The following is a 19,201-nucleotide window of genomic DNA, read 5'->3' as shown; positions in this document are numbered from 1 at the left end:
TGCTTTATCCCGCGATCTTCGAGAAGTCGGCCACCGTTCCCGTCGCCTCGCGGATCAGGCGCAGCAGCGCCAGGCGATTGGCGCGGATGGCGGCATCTTCATCGTTGACGAGAACATCTTCGAAGAAGCGGTCGACGGGCGCGCGCAGCTTGGAGAGGGCTGACATGGCCGAGCGGAAATCTTCCTTGGCGATCGCGTCGGAGGCTTCGGCGGAGGCTGCCTTGATGGCGGCGAAAAGGTCCTTTTCGGCATCGAGCTTCAGCAACGCTTCCGAAACGCCGTCGGCAACGACGGTGCCCTTTTTCTCCTCGGCTGCGAGGAGCTGCGTGGCGCGCTTGGTGCCGGCGAGGAGGTTCTTACCGTCTTCCGAGGTGATGAAGGCGGTCAGCGCCTCGACACGACGGGCGACCATCAGGAGGTCGTCGGCTTCCGGCGTCAGCACCGAGTCGATAAGGTCGTAGCGGGCGCCCTGATCGCGGAGATAGACCTTCAGGCGATCGTGGAAGAAGGCGAGAAGATCGATGTCTTTTGTCGTCGCCAGCAGCGGCAGCCGAACCTTGCGCTCCAGAAGAATTCTCACCACGCCCAAAGCCGCGCGGCGCAGCGCGAAAGGGTCCTTAGAGCCTGTAGGCTTCTCATCGATCGCCCAGAAGCCGATCAGCGTGTCCAGCTTGTCGGCCAGCGCGACCGTGATCGCCACCTTGTCTTCCGGCACGCGGTCGGATGGGCCTTGCGGCTTGTAGTGATCCTCGATCGCAGCGGCGACGGAAGCGTCTTCGCCCTGCAGCACCGCATATTTGCGGCCCATGAGGCCCTGAAGCTCCGGGAATTCGCCGACGGCTTCGCTGCGCAGGTCAGCCTTGGCGAGAACTGCGGCGCGGTCGACCTTGGCCGGATCGGCGCCGGTGATCTTGGCGAGTTCAGCCGCAAGCACGCGGATGCGGGCGACACGCTCGCCCTGGCTGCCGAGCTTGGCATGGAAAGTGACGTTCAGCGCATCGAGCTTCGCCATGCGCTGATCGAGCGGCTTCTTCAGGTCGAGGCCGAATTTTTGGGCAGAGGCTTCCAGCGTTTCAAGGTCCGGCAAATCGCCCTGGTCGCGCTTCCAGAAATGCAGCGCATCGGAAAGACGGGCGCGCACGACCTTGCCGTTGCCGTGAATGATCTCCTTGCCGCCATCCGTCGCCTGGATATTGGACACGAGAATGAAGCGGTTGGAGAGCGTCTCACCGGCCTGCGGACGAGTGACGAAGCATTTCTGATTGGTCTTGATCGTCAACCGGATGATTTCCGAGGGGATCGACAGGTAATCCTCTTCGAAGGAGCCCATCAGCACCTGCGGCCACTCCACCAGGCCAGAGACCTCTTCGAGCAAGCCCTCGTCCTCGACCAGTTCCAGGCCGTTGGCAAAGGCGACGTCGCGGGCATCGTGCAGGATGATGTCCTTGCGGCGCTCGGCGTCGAGAATGACCTTCGCCCTCTCCAGGCTCGCCACATAGTCATCGAAGCGCTTGACGATGATTGCCTGCGGCGCATGGAAACGGTGACCATAAGTCACGTTCGAAGCGACGATGCCGTCGATCTCGAAGGGAATGACGGCGGTCTCCTCGTGCTCAGTGCCGAACAAGCAGACGATCGACTGCAGCGGGCGCACCCAGCGCAGCGAGCCGGGCTTGGCCGACGCCTTGCCCCAGCGCATGGATTTCGGCCAGGGAAAATCCTTGATGATCCCAGGCATGACGTCGGCAATGATTTCCTCGGCGGCGCGGCCGGGCTTGGAAATGACCGCGACGTAGAAATCGCCCTTCTTCGGATCGCTCTGCACTTGCGCTTCCGACACGGAAGACAAGCCGGCGCCGCGCAAAAAGCCTTCGATCGCTTTTTCATTGGCGTCGGTGCGCGGACCCTTGCGCTCCTCGCGCACATCGGCGGAGCGTGCCGTCAAGCCGCGAATGTCGAGCGTCAGGCGCCGCGGTGTCCAATATTCGCGCGCACCCTCATAGGAAAGACCCGCTTCGACCAGCGCGTCGGTGACGAGCTTCTTCAGATCACCGGCAGCCTTGCGCTGCATACGGGCGGGAATTTCCTCGGAGCGGAGTTCGAGAAGGAGATCGGGCATGGGAGCTGTCTTTACGTTGAGGCAAAATGATCCGGGCGGACTTAGCAAGCCCGGCGGCAAAAGTCATCCCGCCAAACGGCGAAATTACCATCCGCCGCCGCCACCGCCGCCTCCGCCACCGCCGACAGCACCACCGCGCTGGTTCGGTGGATCATCGGAAGAATCGTTCCGGCTGGTCGACTCCGACGATTCGTTTCCAGAGAAGGCAGAAGCGGTGGCCGAAACCGGGGTTGGGGAACTGGTGGATGGGATGAATGCCGCGACGGCCGACGGCAGTGCGGCGACATCGCTCACCCAGCCCAACCCATGATGATGGTGATGGTGATAGTGTTCGTGTCGTCTGCACCATGATGGTTGGTAGGAAGATGCCCGCTCCAGCCCCGCCGAACCGCCGGCAGCCTTCGTGATCCACGTCTCGAACACCTGCGACCACTTCTTTTCCACGCCGAGGGCAACCGCATAAGGCAATAGCTCCTCAAAATGCTCCGGCGACGTGCGGATATCGTCCTGCACCACCATGCGCCCTTCATCGACCAGAGAAAGATACTGCCGCAAACGCTCGATCTTCCCGATCGCCCTGGCACCGAGCTTCGTCCATGTTTCGATGAAGGGAGCAAAGACGAAATTGACACCGACTATGGCCATGATCAACCCGGCCAGCAGAATTCCTTCCGGGCGCACCGTCCCGGGCCGGTCGGACGCGATGGCGCCTACAAACACCAACGCGATAAAGCCGAACAGGACCACAAGGCACCAGATCGCGGAAAGGCGCGTCTGCCGACTGACGCCGCGCCGGCGGAGAAACGTGGTGAGTCCTCCGATCGTTAATGCAAACAGGCCAAATACTAGCGCCATTACAAAACCGCCGCTATCCCGGCCGCTCATCGAGACGACACCAAGCGCCGCTAGCGTCAATAGAAGGCTCCCTCCCCTATACGAAGCGTTGGACTTGAAGTATCGCCCCTCATGATCCCGCTCGATCACCTTTCGAAACGCCCAGGCGACGCGCTTTAATTCGGCGTCGTTTTTGCGATCGAACACCAGCGGATCACGCGGTCCGACAGCGTTCATTAGTACGAATTCGGAGTTATCAAGCGCTTCCGGCAACGGCTTTCCGGTGGAGTGCACCAAAAGCCTCTCGCCGAGATCATCGAGCTTTACGTAACCCTTGACGGCAAGGCCGAGAAGAGCGGCCGACATCGCCGCTCCCACGCCATTGGGGAAGCCCTTGTTGTCGATATAGTTTGCGACGGCAGGCGAAACATTCTCGGGCGGGTCCCAACCCGGCACGAGAACTCTAGGAGAAGATTTTCGCCCGGCGCGGCGCCAGGCCACGAGGTGATATACGACGAGGACAAGCAGGCCGAGCGCGGCAGCCGCAATCAGCGCCGGTGCATCGTCCGGCACCACAATAGAGCCTTTCGGCAGCATAACCGAGACCGTCAACCCCTCGCCTTTTGCCAGAGGACGGGTCGTGGAGAAGACAATCTTATCCGGCTGCTGAACTGCCGTTGCGTTCTTGCCGGTCGCATTGGCAACGCCGGTGAAATAGGCAAGCCTCTGTGGCTTCACGCCATCAGGTAGGATGATCGTTGCTGATGCCTGCAGTATAGGAAACTGCCAGCCATTGCCGGTAACGTTCCAATAAAGCTCATCATAATCATCGAAGAAGCGGAACTGCCGGTCCGTCTTATAGGTGACACGGAATGTGTGCTTGCCACGGTCGAGCAAGAAAGTCTTACCATCCTTGTCGGGACGTCCGATGTAGATACGCGTGCCGCCGTCGATCGTTTCCTGACGCCACTCCTCCGGCTGACCGTCGCGCTCGACGGATATCACGCTGAAATCGACTCGCCTTTTGCGTCCGGCGGCATCAACGAACTCCAGTGGAAAGTCACGAAAATGCCGCGCCGAATGGCTTTTCCCTCAGCGTTGGCGGTGATCGTCTCGACAACCTGCAACGCGCCGTTTCACGCGACAGTCATCGTCTGATCAAAACTGACAATTGTTTCGGCCGCTATAGCGGCGTGCCACCAACAGACCGACAGAAATGCAACGAGCAGGCTTCTGACCGAAAACGATATTCTCATGCCCCACCCCACAATGACGGCTCACCCCCGTGAAGCCGATTTTTAGATAACTACCATCCGCCTCCGCCGCCGCCGGAGGACCCGCCGCCCCCACCTCCCCCGCCGTCGAAGGCGGAGGACGAACTCGATACGGGTGCTGGAATCGTGGACGCGATGGTGGATGCCATGGAGGAGGAGAAATCGCCGATCGTTCCGCCGATATTGCCGGGGTGGAAATCGCCGGAGTACCAGACCGGCGCATAGGCTGCCGCTGCCGCGCCCGCAGCGGTGGCAAGCCATGCCTCGAAGGCACTCGACCAGGGCTTTTCGACGCCGAGCGCGACTGCATAGGGCAGCAGCTTTTCGAAATGCTGCGGCGACATCTGCGGTGCGCCCTGCATGTTCATCCGGTCGCGTTCGGCCAATGTCAGATATTGCCGCAGGCCATCGATACCATCCGTCATCTTGCGTCCGAGCGGCGTCGGCGCGCCCATCAGGAAGAAGAAGACAACATTCAGGGCGAAGATGCCGACGATGCCGGCCACCAGCGGCAGCAAGCCCGCCTCCCATAGTGGCACGACCGCGGCGGCAAAGCCGCTGACGCCAACGGATACGAAGACGAAGCCGAAAAAGGCGAAGATCAAGACCGAAAGAATGCGCCGAGCGAGGCCGGCATCGCGTCTGCGGAACCTGCGACCTATCGAACTGGCGAAGAGCGTCACGAAAATCGACAGCAATCCCGGCACGATGATGAGCGGCAGGGCATTCTCATGCAGGCGCCCGAAGATGACGATGGCAGCCAGGATCAGGATCGACAAGGCGATGCCGGCAATGACGTAGAGTGAATTCGCTTTGTAATATTCACCGCGATGGTCGCGCTCGATCGCGCTACGGAATTTCGAGCCGAGTGTCTGCACCGCCTCGCCGTTTTCCTTGTCGATGACAAGCGGGGAGAATGGCCCGACGGCCTGCATGAGCACTTTGTCGCCGCCGCTGAGATCACTGCCTGCCTTACCGGTTGGGCGGATGACCACTTTTTCCTTCAGGTTGTCGAGAATGACATAGCCGCGCACCGCAAGATCGATCGCCGTCGCCGACAGCGCCGTCCATCCGGAGCGGACGAAACCCCGGTTGTCGATATAATTGACCAGCGCCGGCGAAATACCTTCGGGCGGATCCCAGCGCGGGACCATGACGCCGGGTGGAGGGTCGCGGCCGACTGCAATCCAGCTCCGCATGTAATAGGCAAACAGCAGGATCAACCCGCCAATGGCGATGGTCGTATCGAGATGATCCCGAAAGAACCAGCCCCATTGCTGGCTGGCACTCGGCGGCTCGATCGCCCCCTTCGCGAGCTTGATGGCGATCGTCAGGCCTTCGGCTATGGCAAGCGGCCGGGTCGTGACGAAGGTGACGATGTTGGCCTGCGCGCTGGTGCTGGCGTTCTTGCCGTTGGCGCCGAGCGGCCCGGTGAAGACGGCTAGCTGCTGAGGCTCCACGCCATCGGGCAATGTGACGATCGCCTTGGCATTGAGGATCTGGAACTGCCAGCCATTGCCGGTGACGTTCCAATAAAGCTCGTCATGATCGTCAAAATAGCGCATCTGACGATTGGTATCATACGTGATGCGGAACGTGTGCGGACCTGGGTTAAGGCTTTGGTCGGCCTTGCCGATATAGATGCGCTCGCCGCCCTTGATGCGCTCGCTGTGCCAATCCTCCGGCTGCCCGTCGCGCTCGACGGAAACGACCTTGAAATCCACCTCGTTCTCGCGACCGTTGGCATCGGTGAATGTCAGCGGAAAATCCCGGAAGATGCCACGGCGGATGGCACGGCCTTCCGCATTCACCGAAATCGTCTCGACGACCCGCATGGAGCCGTCGCGGTGCAGGGCGATTGCCTGATCGAAATTGGTGATGAGTTCGGCCGCCGTTACTGTCGTTGCGCAAAGCAGCAGGCACAAAGCCAGGAAAAACCCGCAAAGCCGTGTCATCACTCCCCCAAGAGATACCTGCAGCGCCGTTACCGGCGCCGCTTCGCGTCAAGAATGTTTCCGCGCCCAGGCCTCTCTTGAGATGGCAGAGCGTCAGTCTTCGTAGGCAACACCCAGCGAAGCCAGCACGTTCCAATAGGACGGGAAGGTCTTGGCGACGCAATCGGGGTCGAGAATGGTGATGCCGCCGATTTTCAGACCGGCCAGGGCGAAGCTCATGGCGATGCGGTGATCCGCGAAGCTGTCGATCTCGGCCGGCAGGACTTTACCGACCAGGCTTGGATCGGAAGCGACGATAAGATCGTCCCCCTCTTCCGTGCCGAGATTCGGAACGATACGCGACAGGCCGCTCGACAGCGCCCGGATACGGTCGCATTCCTTGACGCGCAGGTTCTCGATGCCGACGAACCGCACCGGCGTCTCGTTGAAGGCGGCGAGAACGGCGAGCGTCGGGATAGCGTCCTGCATCTGCGAGCCGTCGATGACGGCAGGAAGATGCGGGAACTTCGAAATCAGATCATAGGCACGCGCATCCGGCTGCGAGAACTCCGTCGCCGGCGTGCCGAGATCGATCTTGCCGCCGCTCAGCACTTCGGCTGCCCAGAGATAGGTTGCGGCGGAGGCATCCGGCTCGATCAGGAAATCGGCCGCATGATAGCCGGTGGGCTCGACGCGCCAGGCGACCGGGCTGACACGCTCCACCTTGGCGCCGAAGGCGCGCATGGCTGCAACCGTCAGATCGATATAGCCGAGAGCGCCGATATGTTCGCCAAGCAGCTCGACATCGACCGGACGGTCGCCGCCGGCGGCCATCATCAGCAGCGCCGAGACATATTGGCTGGACAGGCCGCCATCGATCTCAACACGGCTCGCCTCGAAGCGGCCGGTGCCGTTGATGGTCACGGGTGGGCAGCCGGTTTCCGCCGAAGCATCGATACCGAGAGAGCGGAGCGCATCGACCAGCGGGCCGATCGGTCGTTTGCGCATGTGGGCGTCACCATCGACGACAACCTTGCCGTCGACCAACGCAGCAGCAGCCGTCAGGAAGCGTGTCGCCGTGCCGGCATTGCCGAGGAAAAGCGGTGCAGCCGGCGGCTGGAGCTTGCCGCTGCCGGTGACGATGAAAGTCGTGTCGTCGGGCTCATCGATCGTCACGCCCATGGCACGAAGCGCTTCGGCCATATAGCGCGTGTCGTCGCTCTTGAGCGCACCGGTCAGCCGGCTGGTTCCCTTGGCGAGGCCGGCGAGCAGCAGCGCCCGGTTGGTGATCGACTTCGATCCCGGAGGCATGGCACGTCCGGTCAAAGGCTTGCCCGGCGGGATAATCGTGAGTTTGGCTCTACCCATCATCAATCTCTTTGGTCAGTCCAGAAAGCGGCCAACGGCCTGCGGTCGGCTTCCTTTACCGCCTGGAATGCAAAACCGATAGGAGGAATTTTAGAACTTGACGGACGGAACGGCGCGATCCGCCTCGTTGGTGATTTCGAAGAAGGCGCGCTTGCTGAAACCGAAGGGGCCGGCGAGCAGATTGTTGGGAAAGCTCTCGACCTTGACGTTGAGATCGCGGGCCGCACCGTTGTAGTAGCGCCGCGACATCTGGATTTCGCCTTCGATACCTTCGAGAGAGCGCTGTAATTCGAGGAAATTCGTGTTGGCCTTCAGATCGGGATAGGCTTCGGCAAGCGCGATCACACGGCCAAGGGCCTGTGAAAGCAGGCCTTCCACCTGGCCGCGGGCTGCAATATCGCCCGACGGCACCGCCTGCGCCTTGTTGCGCAGCTCCACGACCTCATCCAACGTCTGACGCTCATGGGCGGCATAGCCCTTCACGGTTTCGATCAGATTGGGGATCAGATCGGCGCGGCGCTTCAACTGCACGTCGATACCAGACCACGCCTCCTCGGCCACCTGTCGGGCACGAACGAGGCCGTTATAAACGAAAATAGCGTAAAGTGCGGCCAGTATGATGACCGCCAAAATAATATACATGGCGAACCCCCGCTGGGACTACAATCGAGGGTACACTATGCGGCTTCGCGGATGTTGTCATCCGCTTTCGCTATTCCGCCAATGTCTTACGCTGCCTGCTTGCCCCAGTTCGCACCGCCGGCATCCGTGAGCAGGAAGGCTTCCCCACAGGCTTTCGCCAAGGTGCGGACGCGCAGGATATAGCTCTGGCGTTCGGTGACAGAGATCACGCCGCGCGCATCGAGCAGATTGAAGACGTGGCTGGCCTTGATGCACTGGTCGTAAGCCGGGAAGACACATTTGTGCAGGAGCTGATTGGCATTGTCGCCCGGCGCACCGGCAGCGAGCAGCGCCTGGCATTCCTTCTCGGCGTCGATGAAATGGCGGTGCAGCATTTCCGTGTTGGCATATTCGAAGTTATGCCGGGAGTATTCCTGCTCGGCCTGCAGGAAGACATCGCCATAGGTGATCTTCTCGTCACCTTCGAGACCGTTGAAATTCAGGTCGTAGACGCTGTCGACGCCCTGGACATAAGTGGCAAGACGCTCAAGCCCATAGGTCAGCTCGCCGGCAACCGGCGCGCATTCGATCCCGCAAATCTGCTGGAAATAGGTGAACTGCGACACTTCCATGCCATCGCACCAGCATTCCCAGCCGAGGCCCCAGGCACCGAGCGTCGGACTTTCCCAATCGTCTTCCACGAAACGGATGTCATGCAGAAGCGGATCGAGACCAATCGCCGCCAGCGAGCCGAGATAGAGCTCCTGCAGGTTCGGCGGATTGGGCTTCAGGATGACCTGATATTGGTAATAGTGCTGCATCCGGTTGGGATTTTCGCCGTAGCGTCCATCGGACGGACGGCGCGACGGCTGCACATAGGCAGCTTTCCACGGCTTCGGGCCGAGCGCGCGCAGGGTAGTCGCCGGATGAAACGTGCCGGCACCGACTTCCATGTCGTAGGGCTGCAGAACCGCACAACCCTTGTCGGCCCAATAATTGTGCAGCGTCAGGATCAACGCCTGGAACGAGCGCTTCGGATTCATGTTATCGGGCGGGGTCGCGGTCATGGAGATCAGCTACTATCTGCTTGGTGTACGTTGGCGCGACAGGTGCCACGATGGAAGACAAGGGTCAAGAGATGACGTATCGATAGGAAGTTTGCGTCCGAATGATTTCGGTTTCGCTATCATTCATCTTCCCGCTTCACCCGATACTCGCCCGTCTTCGGGTCCTTCACCAGCGTTCCGATGGCGCCCGTGCGCCGTTCGCTTTCGGCGCGGCGTGATTTCTCGGTGAGTTTTCGGGCGTCGCGCAGGAAGCGTCGATAAAGAAGCCAAATACCGCCGACAGCAACGATGAAGAAGATGATCTGCGGCATCACGCAGCGCTCCCGATTACAATCCGTACCGCCCCCACAATGCCTTTTCCTCTGCCACCTCTGCAAGTCCGGAGGCAAGGCCGGCGCCGATGCCGTCCATGCCTGAAAGGGAAATGCCCGGTGCGCGACGGCCGAAGAGGCTGCGAGGCGTGGTGACCAGCTCGAGCTTGATCTTGTCGCCGAAACGCTTCTTCAGCTCCTGGCGCATATCACCGAGCCCGTCGATGAGGCCGAGTTCCAGACCGCGACCGCCGGTCCAGAAGAGGCCGGAGAATACGACCTCATCCGCCGCCAGCTTACTTGCCCGGCGTTCGCGCACCATGTCGATGAAGACCTTGTGAATCTCCAATTGCAGGCTCTTCAGATACTCGATGTCCTTTTCCTTCTCCGGCTGGAACGGATCGAGGATCACCTTGTTTTCGCCGGCTGTATAGACGCGGCGCTCGACACCGAGCTTCTTCAAAAGCTCCGGAAAACCGAAGCCGCCGGAGACGACGCCGATGGAACCAACGATGGAGGTGGCATCGGCAATGATCTCATCGCCGGCGAGCGCGATCATATAGCCGCCGGATGCCGCCACATCCTCGACGAAAACCAGCACCTTCTTCTCTTTCTCGCGGGCAAGATCGCGGATGCGGTTATAGATCATCCGCGATTGCACCGGCGAACCGCCGGGAGAATTGATGACGAGCGCGACGGCCGGGGCTGCCTTCATGCCGAAGGCCTTTTCCAGCGCCTGAGACACGCCCGCAAGATTGAGCGATTGCCGGAGGGGGCCGCCGGAGGCGATGACACCACTCAGCCGGACGACAGGAATGACCACCTTTTCCTTGCGAAACCGCTTCGGAAGCATGCGCCTAAAAAATCCAGCCATTCGTCATCCCTGATTCATGATGTTTGCTGCAGGTGATGTATGCATGGAAACGGCAAACGCAACATCCATCATTGCATTTCGCGCCCGGTTCCCTGCCTGGCCGCCATGTTTTTTTGCCGATCAGCAGAGGGACGAAGGAAGAGAGGACGGGCTTTCGCTGCAAGAACGGCAGCCGGGAAAAACATTTCTCCGTGTCCGTCAAGATTGGGCGCCGCTCCCTCTACATTAGTCGATCAAAAAAATAGATTTATGGGACTGTGATCAGGAGTTCCGTATGTCCGGCCAGGCTGCCAACGTCATCGATTTCCAAGCTTATCGCGATGCCCGCGCCAAAAGTGCGCCGATACAGCAGGTTCCCGTTTCCGCATGGCCCGCGCAGCCTTTCCTGATGTGGATTCCTTTCATGGGTTTCGTCCCGGTGATGCCGCTTGGTAATCCAAGCTATGGCGCTTGAATCGGTCGAACCCCTGCATGTGGTCTCAAGAGCCGAGACAGTCGACGAAATCTCGGCATTGACCGGCCAGAATCTTCGCCGGTTGCGCACGCGCCGCGGCTATTCGCTGGATCGGCTGGCAAAAATCTCCGGCGTCAGCCGCGCCATGCTTGGTCAGATCGAAACCGGCAAAAGCAGCCCGACGATCAGCATCCTCTGGAAGATTGCCGCAGCGCTGGATGTCCCCTGCGGCTTCCTGATCGCTGAGCCGCACGACACCACCTCGCTGCAGGTGCTGACCCACGCCAAGACGAAGGTCCTGTCCGCCTCCGAAGGCAAATTCCAGACGCGGGCGCTCTTTCCCTATGAAAGCGAACGCAAGGTCGAATTTTACGAGCTGCGTATCGCGCCCTATCATACGGAGACCGCCGAGGCGCATCATCATGGCACGATCGAGAACCTTGTCGTCTCGCGCGGCACGGTGGAAATCGTCGCGGGCAAACACCCGCCGCAACTCCTTGGCGAAGGCGACGCCGCAATCTTCGACGCCGATGTCGCCCATAGCTACCGCAATATGACCAGCAGCGAAGCCGTGCTCTATCTTGTCACCACCTATGTCGAGGAAGTCCGGGGCTAAGATGCCGCGAATAAAAAGAGGCCGCCCTTGCGGACGGCCGGAGGCAGATGGAGGTCTGCTTGTTATTCCTGGTTGCGACCGGATGAATCAGGCCGCTTCCATCGTGCAGCACATCATCATGTTGCCGCACATCATCATCATCGGCATGCCCGACGACATCATGGACATCATGCGCTTGCAGCATTCCATGAACATGTCCTTGTCCATGCCTTCCATCGGCATCATCTCGCAAACCATGCCCTTCGGCGTCATTTTGCACGTCATCTTGCTCATCATCATCTGCATCATGGGCATCATCATGCCATTCATCATCGGCATGCCGCCCATCATGGGGTTCATCATCGGCATCATCATGCCGTTCATCATCGGGTTCATCATGCCACCCATCATCGGATTCATCATCGGCATCATGTTCATGGCGGGGTTCATATCGGTCATCTCCGGTGCTCAGCCGCGTTTCGGCTCTCGATGAGAGTTTGGATAGAAGAACCAAAAATAGCGTTCAATATAAAAAATTGTTCCTATTATCTTTCCTCCAACAGAATGGAGATGCATCCGCCGCAATATGAAACAATCGTCACTATCGCGGATTTTTCTCCGCTATTACGGATTGCAGGAATGCCACAGCCGAGGCGAATGCGAGCGGGAATGGTTTTTCCTGTTGCGAATGAATTGCATTATCATTCTAAACCGCATACCTCTCGCAGTATCGAAGCCTGCGGAAGCCCCATGGATCTTATGAAACCCAAGCCCGATGCCGGCTGGCGCCATGACCGACAAGAGGCCACTCTTTCCGATGTTTATCGCTCGGTCGAAACCGCCAAGGGCGGCTCGGTGCTGCGTCGCGTCGCCGCTTTCGCAGGTCCGGGCTATCTTGTCGCGGTCGGCTATATGGACCCCGGCAACTGGGCGACCTCGCTCGCCGGCGGATCGAAATTCGGCTATGCCCTGCTGACCGTCGCATTGCTGTCCAACATCATGGCCGTTGTGCTGCAGGCGCTCTGTGCGCGTCTCGCAATCGCCACCGGCCGCGATCTGGCTCAAGCCTGCCGGGACGCCTATCCGCGCTACGTCTCAGTGCCGCTGTGGGCAATGGCGGAGATTGCCATCATCGCGACGGATATCGCAGAAGTCGTCGGCACCGCCATCGGCCTCAATCTCGTTTTCGGCCTGCCGCTCGAACTCGGCGTGCTGGTCACCGCCTTCGACGTGTTTCTCATTCTTTTCCTTCAGCGGCTGGGCTTTCGCTGGGTAGAGGCGCTGATCATCACCCTGCTCGGCGTCATCGCCTTCTGTTTCGGCATCCAGCTCTTCCTTGCCGATCCCAATTGGGGCGAGGTCATCAAGGGCTTCTTCCCGACGACTGAGATCGTCAGGGATCCGAACATGCTCTATCTCGCGCTCGGCATCCTCGGCGCGACGGTCATGCCGCACAATCTCTATCTGCATTCCGGCATCGTGCAGACGCGTGCCTTCGGCCATACGCTGCCGGAAAAGAAAGAGGCGCTGACCTATGCCACGATCGATTCGACCGTTGCACTAACCTTCGCCCTGCTCATCAACGCTTCTATCCTCATTCTCGCCGGCGCGGCGTTTCACGCGCATGGCCACACCGATGTCGTGGAACTCGCTCAGGCGGAATCGCTGCTGGCTCCGCTTCTCGGCCTGGCGATCGCGCCTACACTGTTCGGGATCGCGCTTCTCTGTTGCGGCCTCAACTCCACGGTGACGGCAACGCTTGCCGGGCAGATCGTCATGGAAGGTTTTCTGCGGCTCAAGGTGAAACCGTGGCTGCGCCGCATCGTGACACGCGGACTGGCGATCGCTCCGGCCGGGGTCGTCACCATATGGTACGGCGATTCCGGTACGGCGGATCTGCTGATCTTGACCCAGGTCGTGCTCAGCCTGCAACTTTCCTTTGCCGTCTTCCCGTTGGTCATGTTCACCGCCGACAAGACCAAAATGGGCGATCTCGTCGCGCCGCGCTGGCTGAGCACCGTCGCCTATATCATCGCCTTCGCCATCGCCATGCTGAACGTCAAGCTGATCTTCGATGCGTTCCGGGGCATGCCCTGATTTCGGATAATCTTGCCGAAAACCGCGTCATGCTTGCGGGACGGCACACTACTTTCGGGAATAGGCGGCGCGGCCATTGTTGAGGTCGTCGACGAAGTCGGAGAATTTGTGCGTCCCCTCGCCATGCATGATCAGCGGCGCCCGCAGCGCCAGCCGCGCCCGTGAGCCCTTGATTGCCGTCACTAGGATGCGGACGGCATTTTCACCGTCCCGCGGATGGATGGGCGTGATCTCGATACCGCCGAACCGACGGCCGCAAGCGGCGATGATCTCGCCGATCGATTGTGGCCGGGCGATCAACGACAGTTGACCGCCGGGAATCATGATCGCGCCTGCCGTTCGCACCCATCTTTCGAACAGGCCATCGGTCATGGCATGCGCCTGCGCTTTCAACGCATCCGGTGTCAGCCTGTCGCTGGCATCGTTGAAGGGCGGGTTCATAATGACATGATGGAAGCTGTCATCGATCAGGCCGGCGTCGTTGCGGGCCTTCGCGGTCAGGGTCACATCGGCCTCGACAACAGCGACACGGCCGGCGAAGCGGGCATTTTCCGAAAGCGCCAGGCTCTTGCGGGCGAACTCGGCCATTTCCGGCGAGCGCTCGAACAGCACCACCTCCGCCCGTTCAAGCCGGGAGGCCACGGCCATGCCGGCTGCGCCCGCCCCCGCACCGAGATCGGCCACCCTTATGCTGCGGTCATCGGCCACGAGAGCAGCGAGCAACATGGCGTCCATGCCGGAGCGATGGCCCCTGCCCTTCGGCTGGACGATATGGAACCCGCCGCGATGGAAGGCGTCGATGGTTTCGGAAAGGTCATCGGCCATGACGAACCTCAGCCGCGCGCTGGGCGCAGCTCGTCGCCGAGGCCGGCATCGATGAGAATGCGCCGGGCCTGATCGGCGCGCTCATCCTCGACCATGAAACGACGCGGCAGCATGCCGAGCGAGCCCTCGAGAACACTCATGGCCTGATCTGCGACGAAGCAATGAATCCCGGCGTCCTTCATCAGGCTCTCGGCGAAGGAGAGTAAAACGGGATCATTGGTGCGTATCAGCTCGTGCATAAGCCTTGGGTTTCCTGTCAAATTTGCGAGACGAGACAAATCGCCTCTTGCCGCCTCTTTCGCCCCTTCTTATTGTGCTTTGCAGAAAATGAACAGGAGTCCGGATCGTTGGGCGTCGTGATACCGCTTGAAGAAAGCAAGAATAAACTGGCCTCCATCAAGCCATTGGTGGACCTGACCAAGGCGGATATGGAACGCGTCAACCAGCTCATCCTGTCGAAAGCCGGCTCCGATGTGCAGATGATCCCCGAAGTTGCCGAGCACCTGATCTCTTCCGGCGGCAAGCGCCTGCGCCCGATGCTGACCATCGCCTCGGCCGCGCTCTATGGCTATCAGGGCGACAATCACATCAAGCTCGCCACCTCAGTCGAATTCCTGCACACGGCGACATTGTTGCACGATGACGTGGTGGACGAAAGCGATCTGCGCCGCGGCAAGTCCACGGCCCGCATGATCTGGGGCAACCAGGCGAGCGTCCTTGTCGGCGACTTCCTGCTCGGCCAGGCTTTCCGCATGATGGTCGAGGTCGGCTCGCTCGATGCTCTCGACGTCTTGTCCTCGGCTGCCTGCGTCATCGCCGAAGGCGAAGTGCTGCAGCTCTCCGTCTCCAAGAACATGGAAACGACGGAAGATGATTATCTCTCCGTCATCCGCGCCAAGACGGCGGCGCTGTTTGCCGCCGCCGCCGAAGTCGGACCGATCGTCGCCAATGCCGGCAAGGCCGAGCGCAATGCGCTGAAGTCCTACGGCACCAATCTCGGCCTCGCCTTCCAACTGGTCGACGACGCGCTGGACTACGGCGGCAAGGCCGCCGATCTCGGCAAGAATGTCGGCGACGATTTCCGCGAGGGCAAGATCACGCTTCCGGTCATTCTCGCCTATCGCCGCGGCACCGAAAAAGAGCGCGCTTTCTGGCGCGACGCGATCGAGACCGGCAACAACAGCGACGAGAACCTGGAAAAGGCGTTGGGTCTGATCACCAAATATGGTGCGCTCACCGACACCATCGCCCGTGCCGTTCATTACGGCACCATCGCCCGCGACGCACTGGCGCCGCTACCGGAAACGCCGTGGAAATCCGCGCTCATGGAAGTGATCGATTTCTGCATCGAACGCGTGAACTAATCGCCGCCGGCCGAATTTCTTGCAGGAGCGCTTCAAAAAAGCCATCCTGTTGTGAATCAATTGACACGAACGCGTGCCGCCGGCGCTCTCACCGGCAAATCCCTTGATGAAAGGCTTACTAATGCGGCAGAGACTTGCCATTCGTTTCCTCTCGGGCGCAGCCCTGGCGGCGATCCTCTCGATGGCCGCGCTGAATAGCGCGCGCGCGGTGGATGCCCCGGCAACGCCGGAGGCCAGCGCCCCGGTGACCTTCGATGCGGAAAATGTCGATACCTTCGCAGGCGCCTTCCTGGCTGCCCGTACCGCCGATGTAGACCATGACTATGAGACCGCGATTTCGCTTTATAAAAAGGCGCTGATGATCGAACCGGGCAACCCGGAGATTCGCCAGCGGCTGATGATCTCGCTGCTGCTCAACGGCAATCTCGAAGAGGGTGTGAAGTACGCCAACGAGCTGAAAAACGATCCCTCAGTCGAACGTGTCACCACGATCGTACGCGGCATGGATGCCATCCGCCGGCATGACTACAAGGCTGCGCAGGACATTCTCAAATATGACGGCCCGAACGATCTCGACCGCATGATGGCCGGTCTTCTGCTGGCCTGGGCCCGCGCCGGTTCCAACCATGGCAAGGAAGCGATTGCCATGGTCGACAAGATGAAGGGGCCGGACTGGTTCAACATCTTCAAGAACTACCATGCCGGTGCCATTGCCATCACCATTGGCGATACGAAGTCCGCCCGCTCGCACCTGAACGACGCCATTCTCGACAAGGCGGGCGGCGCAACGGCCCCCGACACATTCATGCGCGCCGTGATGGCGCTTGCCGCGCTTGAAGCCGAAGCCGGCGACAAGCAGAAGGCGTTGGATGCCGTTTCGGTCGGCGACAATCTCATCAACAATTACGCGCCACTGAACGCGCTGCGCGACAGCATCAACAAGGGCCAAACGCCGGACCAGCAAGTGACCGACAGCACGCAGGGTGCAGCCTCGGTTCTCTTTACCGTCGGCGCGGCGCTCAACCGCGACGGCGCTGAAGATGTCGTTTCGCTTTATCTGCAGATCGCCAATACGCTCGATCCCAAGAGTGCCGACACGCTGGTTCTGCTTGGCGGACTTGCGGAAAAGCAGGAGCAGATGGACCGCGCCATCTCCTTCTACAAGAAGGTGCCCAATACCTCGCCGATGGCCCGCATCTCCGAACTGCAGCTCGGCCTTGCGCTCGCCCAGTCCGGCAAGGTCGACGATGCGCGCAAGCATCTGAAGGCGCTGATCGATTCCGACCCCAACGATATCCGCAGCTATCTCGCCTATGGCAGCGTTCTCTCGGACGCCAAGGACTTCCAGGGCATGGCGGATAATTACGATAAGGCCGCGGAAGTCATTGGCGCCGTGCCGAATCGCGGCGACTGGGCCGTGTTCTTCCAGCGCGGCATCGCCTATGAGCGGCTGAAGAAGTGGGACAAGGCCGAGCCGAATTTCAAGAAGGCGCTGGAGCTGAACCCCGACCAGCCGCAGGTTCTGAACTATCTCGGCTACTCCTGGGTCGATATGAACATGAACCTCGACCAGGGTCTGAATATGATCAAGAAGGCTGTCGATCTGAAGCCGGATGACGGCTACATCGTCGATTCGCTCGGCTGGGCCTATTTCCGCCTCAACCGCTTCGACGATGCGGTGAACGAGCTGGAGCGCGCCGCACAGTTGAAGGCCGGCGATCCCACGATCAACGACCACCTGGGCGATGCCTATTGGCGCGTCAACCGCAAGCTGGAGGCGGTTTACCAGTGGAACCGCGCACTGGCTTCCAAGCCCGAAGACGCAGATATTCCGAGGATCAAGGAAAAGATCGCCAACGGTCTGCCGGCGCTCGACAATGATCCAAGGACGGTCGACAAGACCAAGCAGCCTGATCCGGCTCCGGCGGTCACCCCATCGCCCAACACGACAACGCCACCACCGGCCGATAAGAAGTCCTAAGACGCTCGATGACGACGATCTTTGCGGCTGACGATTTCGACGTCACGGAGGAGGCGCCCGCCAAGATCAACCTGGCCCTGCACGTAACGGGCCGGCGGGCCGATGGGTATCATCTGCTCGACATGCTCGTTACTTTTGCGCGGCATGGCGATCGTTTAGGTTTTCGCGCAAGCGAGCATGACGAATTCAGCCTGTCCGGACGCTTCTCCCCTCTTCTTGCCGAGGAGGATACAGGCGGCAATCTGGTGCTGAAGGCACGCGATCTGCTGCGACGGGCGGCTCATGCCGAGGGTTTCGAAGCGCCGCCCGTCCACATCCATCTCGAAAAGAACCTTCCCGTCGCCTCCGGCATCGGCGGCGGCTCGGCGGATGCGGCGGCGACCCTGCGTGGGCTGGCACGGCTCTGGGACCTCGCCTTGCCTTCCGATGTGGTGAACGCGATTGCACTGAAGCTCGGCGCCGATGTGCCAATGTGCCTGGCCAGCCGCCCGCTGATCGCACGCGGCATCGGCGAAGTGATCGAACTTCTGCCGGACTTTCCATCTTTTGCTATGGTGCTCGGCAATCCCCTCGTCGGCGTTTCGACGCCGGAGGTGTTTCGCATGCTGGCCCGAAAGGACAATCCGCCATTCGTACTCCCCTTGCAGGCAACAAATGGCCGCATGCAATGGATCGAGACCATTGAGGGGTTGCGCAACGATCTGGAGCCGCCGGCACGAATGCTCTGCAACGAAATCGCCACGCTCTCGCAATTGATCGAGAGCCAAGGGGCGCTCGCCACACGCATGTCCGGCTCAGGCGCCACCTGCTTCGGTCTGTTCGATAATCTTGAGCAGGCGACAGCGGCGGCGGCATCGCTTCACAGCTTAAGGCCGGACTGGTATTTCCAGGCGACGGAAACGATCAAGGGAGACGCGTGATGACCGGTTCAAGCGAAGCAAGGTCCTTCATCCCCGTCGGCATCGCGGTGCTGACCGTTTCCGATACGCGCACGCTCGCCGACGACAAGTCCGGCGATACGCTGGTTGCCCGTATCGCGGAAGCCGGTCATAGGTTGGCTGCGCGCGCCATCGTTCCCGACGACAAAAAGCGTATTCGAAGCCAGGTGGAGGCCTGGACGCAGGACGAAACCATCGACGTCGTCATCACCACCGGCGGCACCGGCTTTACCGGCCGCGATGTCACGCCCGAAGCGCTGGAGCCCTTGTTCGAAAAGCGGATGGACGGGTTTTCCGAGGTGTTCCATCGCATCTCCTACGACAAGATCGGCACGGCGACGATCCAGTCGCGTGCAACCGGCGGCGTTGCCAACGCCACCTTCATCTTCGTGCTGCCGGGCTCCCCTGGCGCCTGCAAGGATGCCTGGGACGGCATTTTAAAGGCGCAACTCGACTACCGCCATATGCCCTGCAATTTCGTGGAGATCATGCCGCGGCTCGATGAACATCTAAAGCGCGGTGCCGGCTCAAAATAAGCTGGCGCT

At 60.5% G+C, this 19,201-nt stretch carries 18 protein-coding genes; 7 read left to right on the top strand and 11 right to left on the bottom strand.

What is annotated here, in order from left to right:
- Window positions 1–4: 4 nt before the first annotated feature.
- The 8 genes from glyS to N2601_RS02125 form a co-directional block, all read right to left on the bottom strand.
- Window positions 5–2,119: a glycine--tRNA ligase subunit beta gene (gene glyS, locus N2601_RS02160; protein WP_104822179.1), complete on the bottom strand. Its 2,115-nt coding sequence runs from the start codon at window positions 2,117–2,119 to the stop codon at window positions 5–7.
- Between the two features lie 84 nt (window positions 2,120–2,203).
- Window positions 2,204–3,958, bottom strand: coding sequence for a DUF2207 domain-containing protein (locus tag N2601_RS02155; RefSeq protein WP_341850722.1), 1,755 nt, complete (start codon window positions 3,956–3,958; stop codon window positions 2,204–2,206).
- 301 nt (window positions 3,959–4,259) lie between these two features.
- A complete protein-coding gene (locus N2601_RS02150; protein ID WP_104822177.1) occupies window positions 4,260–6,182 on the bottom strand; it encodes a DUF2207 domain-containing protein in 1,923 nt (640 codons plus the stop codon).
- Window positions 6,183–6,275: 93 nt separating this feature from the next.
- On the bottom strand, window positions 6,276–7,532 hold the full coding sequence (locus N2601_RS02145) for a 3-phosphoshikimate 1-carboxyvinyltransferase (RefSeq protein WP_104822176.1): 1,257 nt from the start codon (window positions 7,530–7,532) through the stop codon (window positions 6,276–6,278).
- A gap of 87 nt (window positions 7,533–7,619) precedes the next feature.
- The gene (locus N2601_RS02140; RefSeq protein WP_104822175.1) at window positions 7,620–8,171 is read right to left on the bottom strand and encodes a LemA family protein; all 552 of its coding nucleotides are present in this window, start codon (window positions 8,169–8,171) and stop codon (window positions 7,620–7,622) included.
- A gap of 86 nt (window positions 8,172–8,257) precedes the next feature.
- Entirely contained in the window at window positions 8,258–9,217 is a 960-nt protein-coding gene (locus N2601_RS02135; RefSeq protein ID WP_104822174.1) for a glycine--tRNA ligase subunit alpha, read from the bottom strand.
- Between the two features lie 119 nt (window positions 9,218–9,336).
- Window positions 9,337–9,528 carry a hypothetical protein gene (locus N2601_RS02130; RefSeq protein WP_104822173.1) on the bottom strand — a complete coding sequence of 64 codons (192 nt, stop codon included), beginning with the start codon at window positions 9,526–9,528 and terminating at the stop codon, window positions 9,337–9,339.
- Window positions 9,529–9,544: 16 nt separating this feature from the next.
- Window positions 9,545–10,402, bottom strand: a complete 858-nt coding sequence (locus N2601_RS02125) for a S49 family peptidase (protein ID WP_104822172.1) — start codon at window positions 10,400–10,402, stop codon at window positions 9,545–9,547.
- A gap of 274 nt (window positions 10,403–10,676) precedes the next feature.
- Here N2601_RS02125 and N2601_RS02120 point away from each other — a divergent pair, with 274 nt between their 5' ends.
- Window positions 10,677–10,856, top strand: a complete 180-nt coding sequence (locus tag N2601_RS02120) for a hypothetical protein (RefSeq protein ID WP_104822171.1) — start codon at window positions 10,677–10,679, stop codon at window positions 10,854–10,856.
- Window positions 10,846–11,472 carry a helix-turn-helix domain-containing protein gene (locus N2601_RS02115; RefSeq protein ID WP_104822170.1) on the top strand — a complete coding sequence of 209 codons (627 nt, stop codon included), beginning with the start codon at window positions 10,846–10,848 and terminating at the stop codon, window positions 11,470–11,472. Before N2601_RS02120 ends, N2601_RS02115 begins: the two co-directional genes overlap by 11 nt.
- An 87-nt stretch (window positions 11,473–11,559) precedes the next feature.
- Here N2601_RS02115 and N2601_RS02110 read toward each other — a convergent pair whose 3' ends face one another.
- Window positions 11,560–11,910 (bottom strand): hypothetical protein, encoded by a 351-nt coding sequence (locus N2601_RS02110; protein WP_260303379.1) that lies wholly within the window; start codon window positions 11,908–11,910, stop codon window positions 11,560–11,562.
- A gap of 291 nt (window positions 11,911–12,201) precedes the next feature.
- Here N2601_RS02110 and N2601_RS02105 point away from each other — a divergent pair, with 291 nt between their 5' ends.
- Window positions 12,202–13,548 (top strand): Nramp family divalent metal transporter, encoded by a 1,347-nt coding sequence (locus tag N2601_RS02105; protein ID WP_104822168.1) that lies wholly within the window; start codon window positions 12,202–12,204, stop codon window positions 13,546–13,548.
- Window positions 13,549–13,596: 48 nt separating this feature from the next.
- On the opposite strand, the gene N2601_RS02100 is transcribed toward N2601_RS02105, so the two are convergent.
- The gene (locus N2601_RS02100; RefSeq protein WP_104822167.1) at window positions 13,597–14,373 is read right to left on the bottom strand and encodes a tRNA1(Val) (adenine(37)-N6)-methyltransferase; all 777 of its coding nucleotides are present in this window, start codon (window positions 14,371–14,373) and stop codon (window positions 13,597–13,599) included.
- A gap of 8 nt (window positions 14,374–14,381) precedes the next feature.
- The gene (locus tag N2601_RS02095) at window positions 14,382–14,612 is read right to left on the bottom strand and encodes a putative signal transducing protein (protein WP_104822166.1); all 231 of its coding nucleotides are present in this window, start codon (window positions 14,610–14,612) and stop codon (window positions 14,382–14,384) included.
- 108 nt (window positions 14,613–14,720) lie between these two features.
- Between N2601_RS02095 and N2601_RS02090 the strand changes: the two genes are divergently transcribed.
- From N2601_RS02090 to moaB, 4 genes are all read left to right on the top strand, one after another.
- Window positions 14,721–15,737, top strand: a complete 1,017-nt coding sequence (locus N2601_RS02090) for a polyprenyl synthetase family protein (RefSeq protein WP_028750582.1) — start codon at window positions 14,721–14,723, stop codon at window positions 15,735–15,737.
- Window positions 15,738–15,858: 121 nt separating this feature from the next.
- The gene (locus N2601_RS02085; protein WP_260303376.1) at window positions 15,859–17,718 is read left to right on the top strand and encodes a tetratricopeptide repeat protein; all 1,860 of its coding nucleotides are present in this window, start codon (window positions 15,859–15,861) and stop codon (window positions 17,716–17,718) included.
- An 8-nt stretch (window positions 17,719–17,726) separates the two neighbouring features.
- Complete coding sequence (locus N2601_RS02080) at window positions 17,727–18,638, top strand: 4-(cytidine 5'-diphospho)-2-C-methyl-D-erythritol kinase (RefSeq protein WP_104822164.1); 912 nt, start codon at window positions 17,727–17,729, stop codon at window positions 18,636–18,638.
- The gene (gene moaB / locus N2601_RS02075) at window positions 18,638–19,192 is read left to right on the top strand and encodes a molybdenum cofactor biosynthesis protein B (RefSeq protein WP_104822163.1); all 555 of its coding nucleotides are present in this window, start codon (window positions 18,638–18,640) and stop codon (window positions 19,190–19,192) included. Before N2601_RS02080 ends, moaB begins: the two co-directional genes overlap by 1 nt.
- The last annotated feature ends 9 nt before the right edge of the window (window positions 19,193–19,201 follow it).

Source organism: Rhizobium sp. CB3060 (assembly GCF_025200735.1).
GTDB lineage: Bacteria > Pseudomonadota > Alphaproteobacteria > Rhizobiales > Rhizobiaceae > Rhizobium.
Note: the sequence above shows the minus strand (reverse complement) of the source record. Positions and strands in the feature narration are given on the sequence as shown.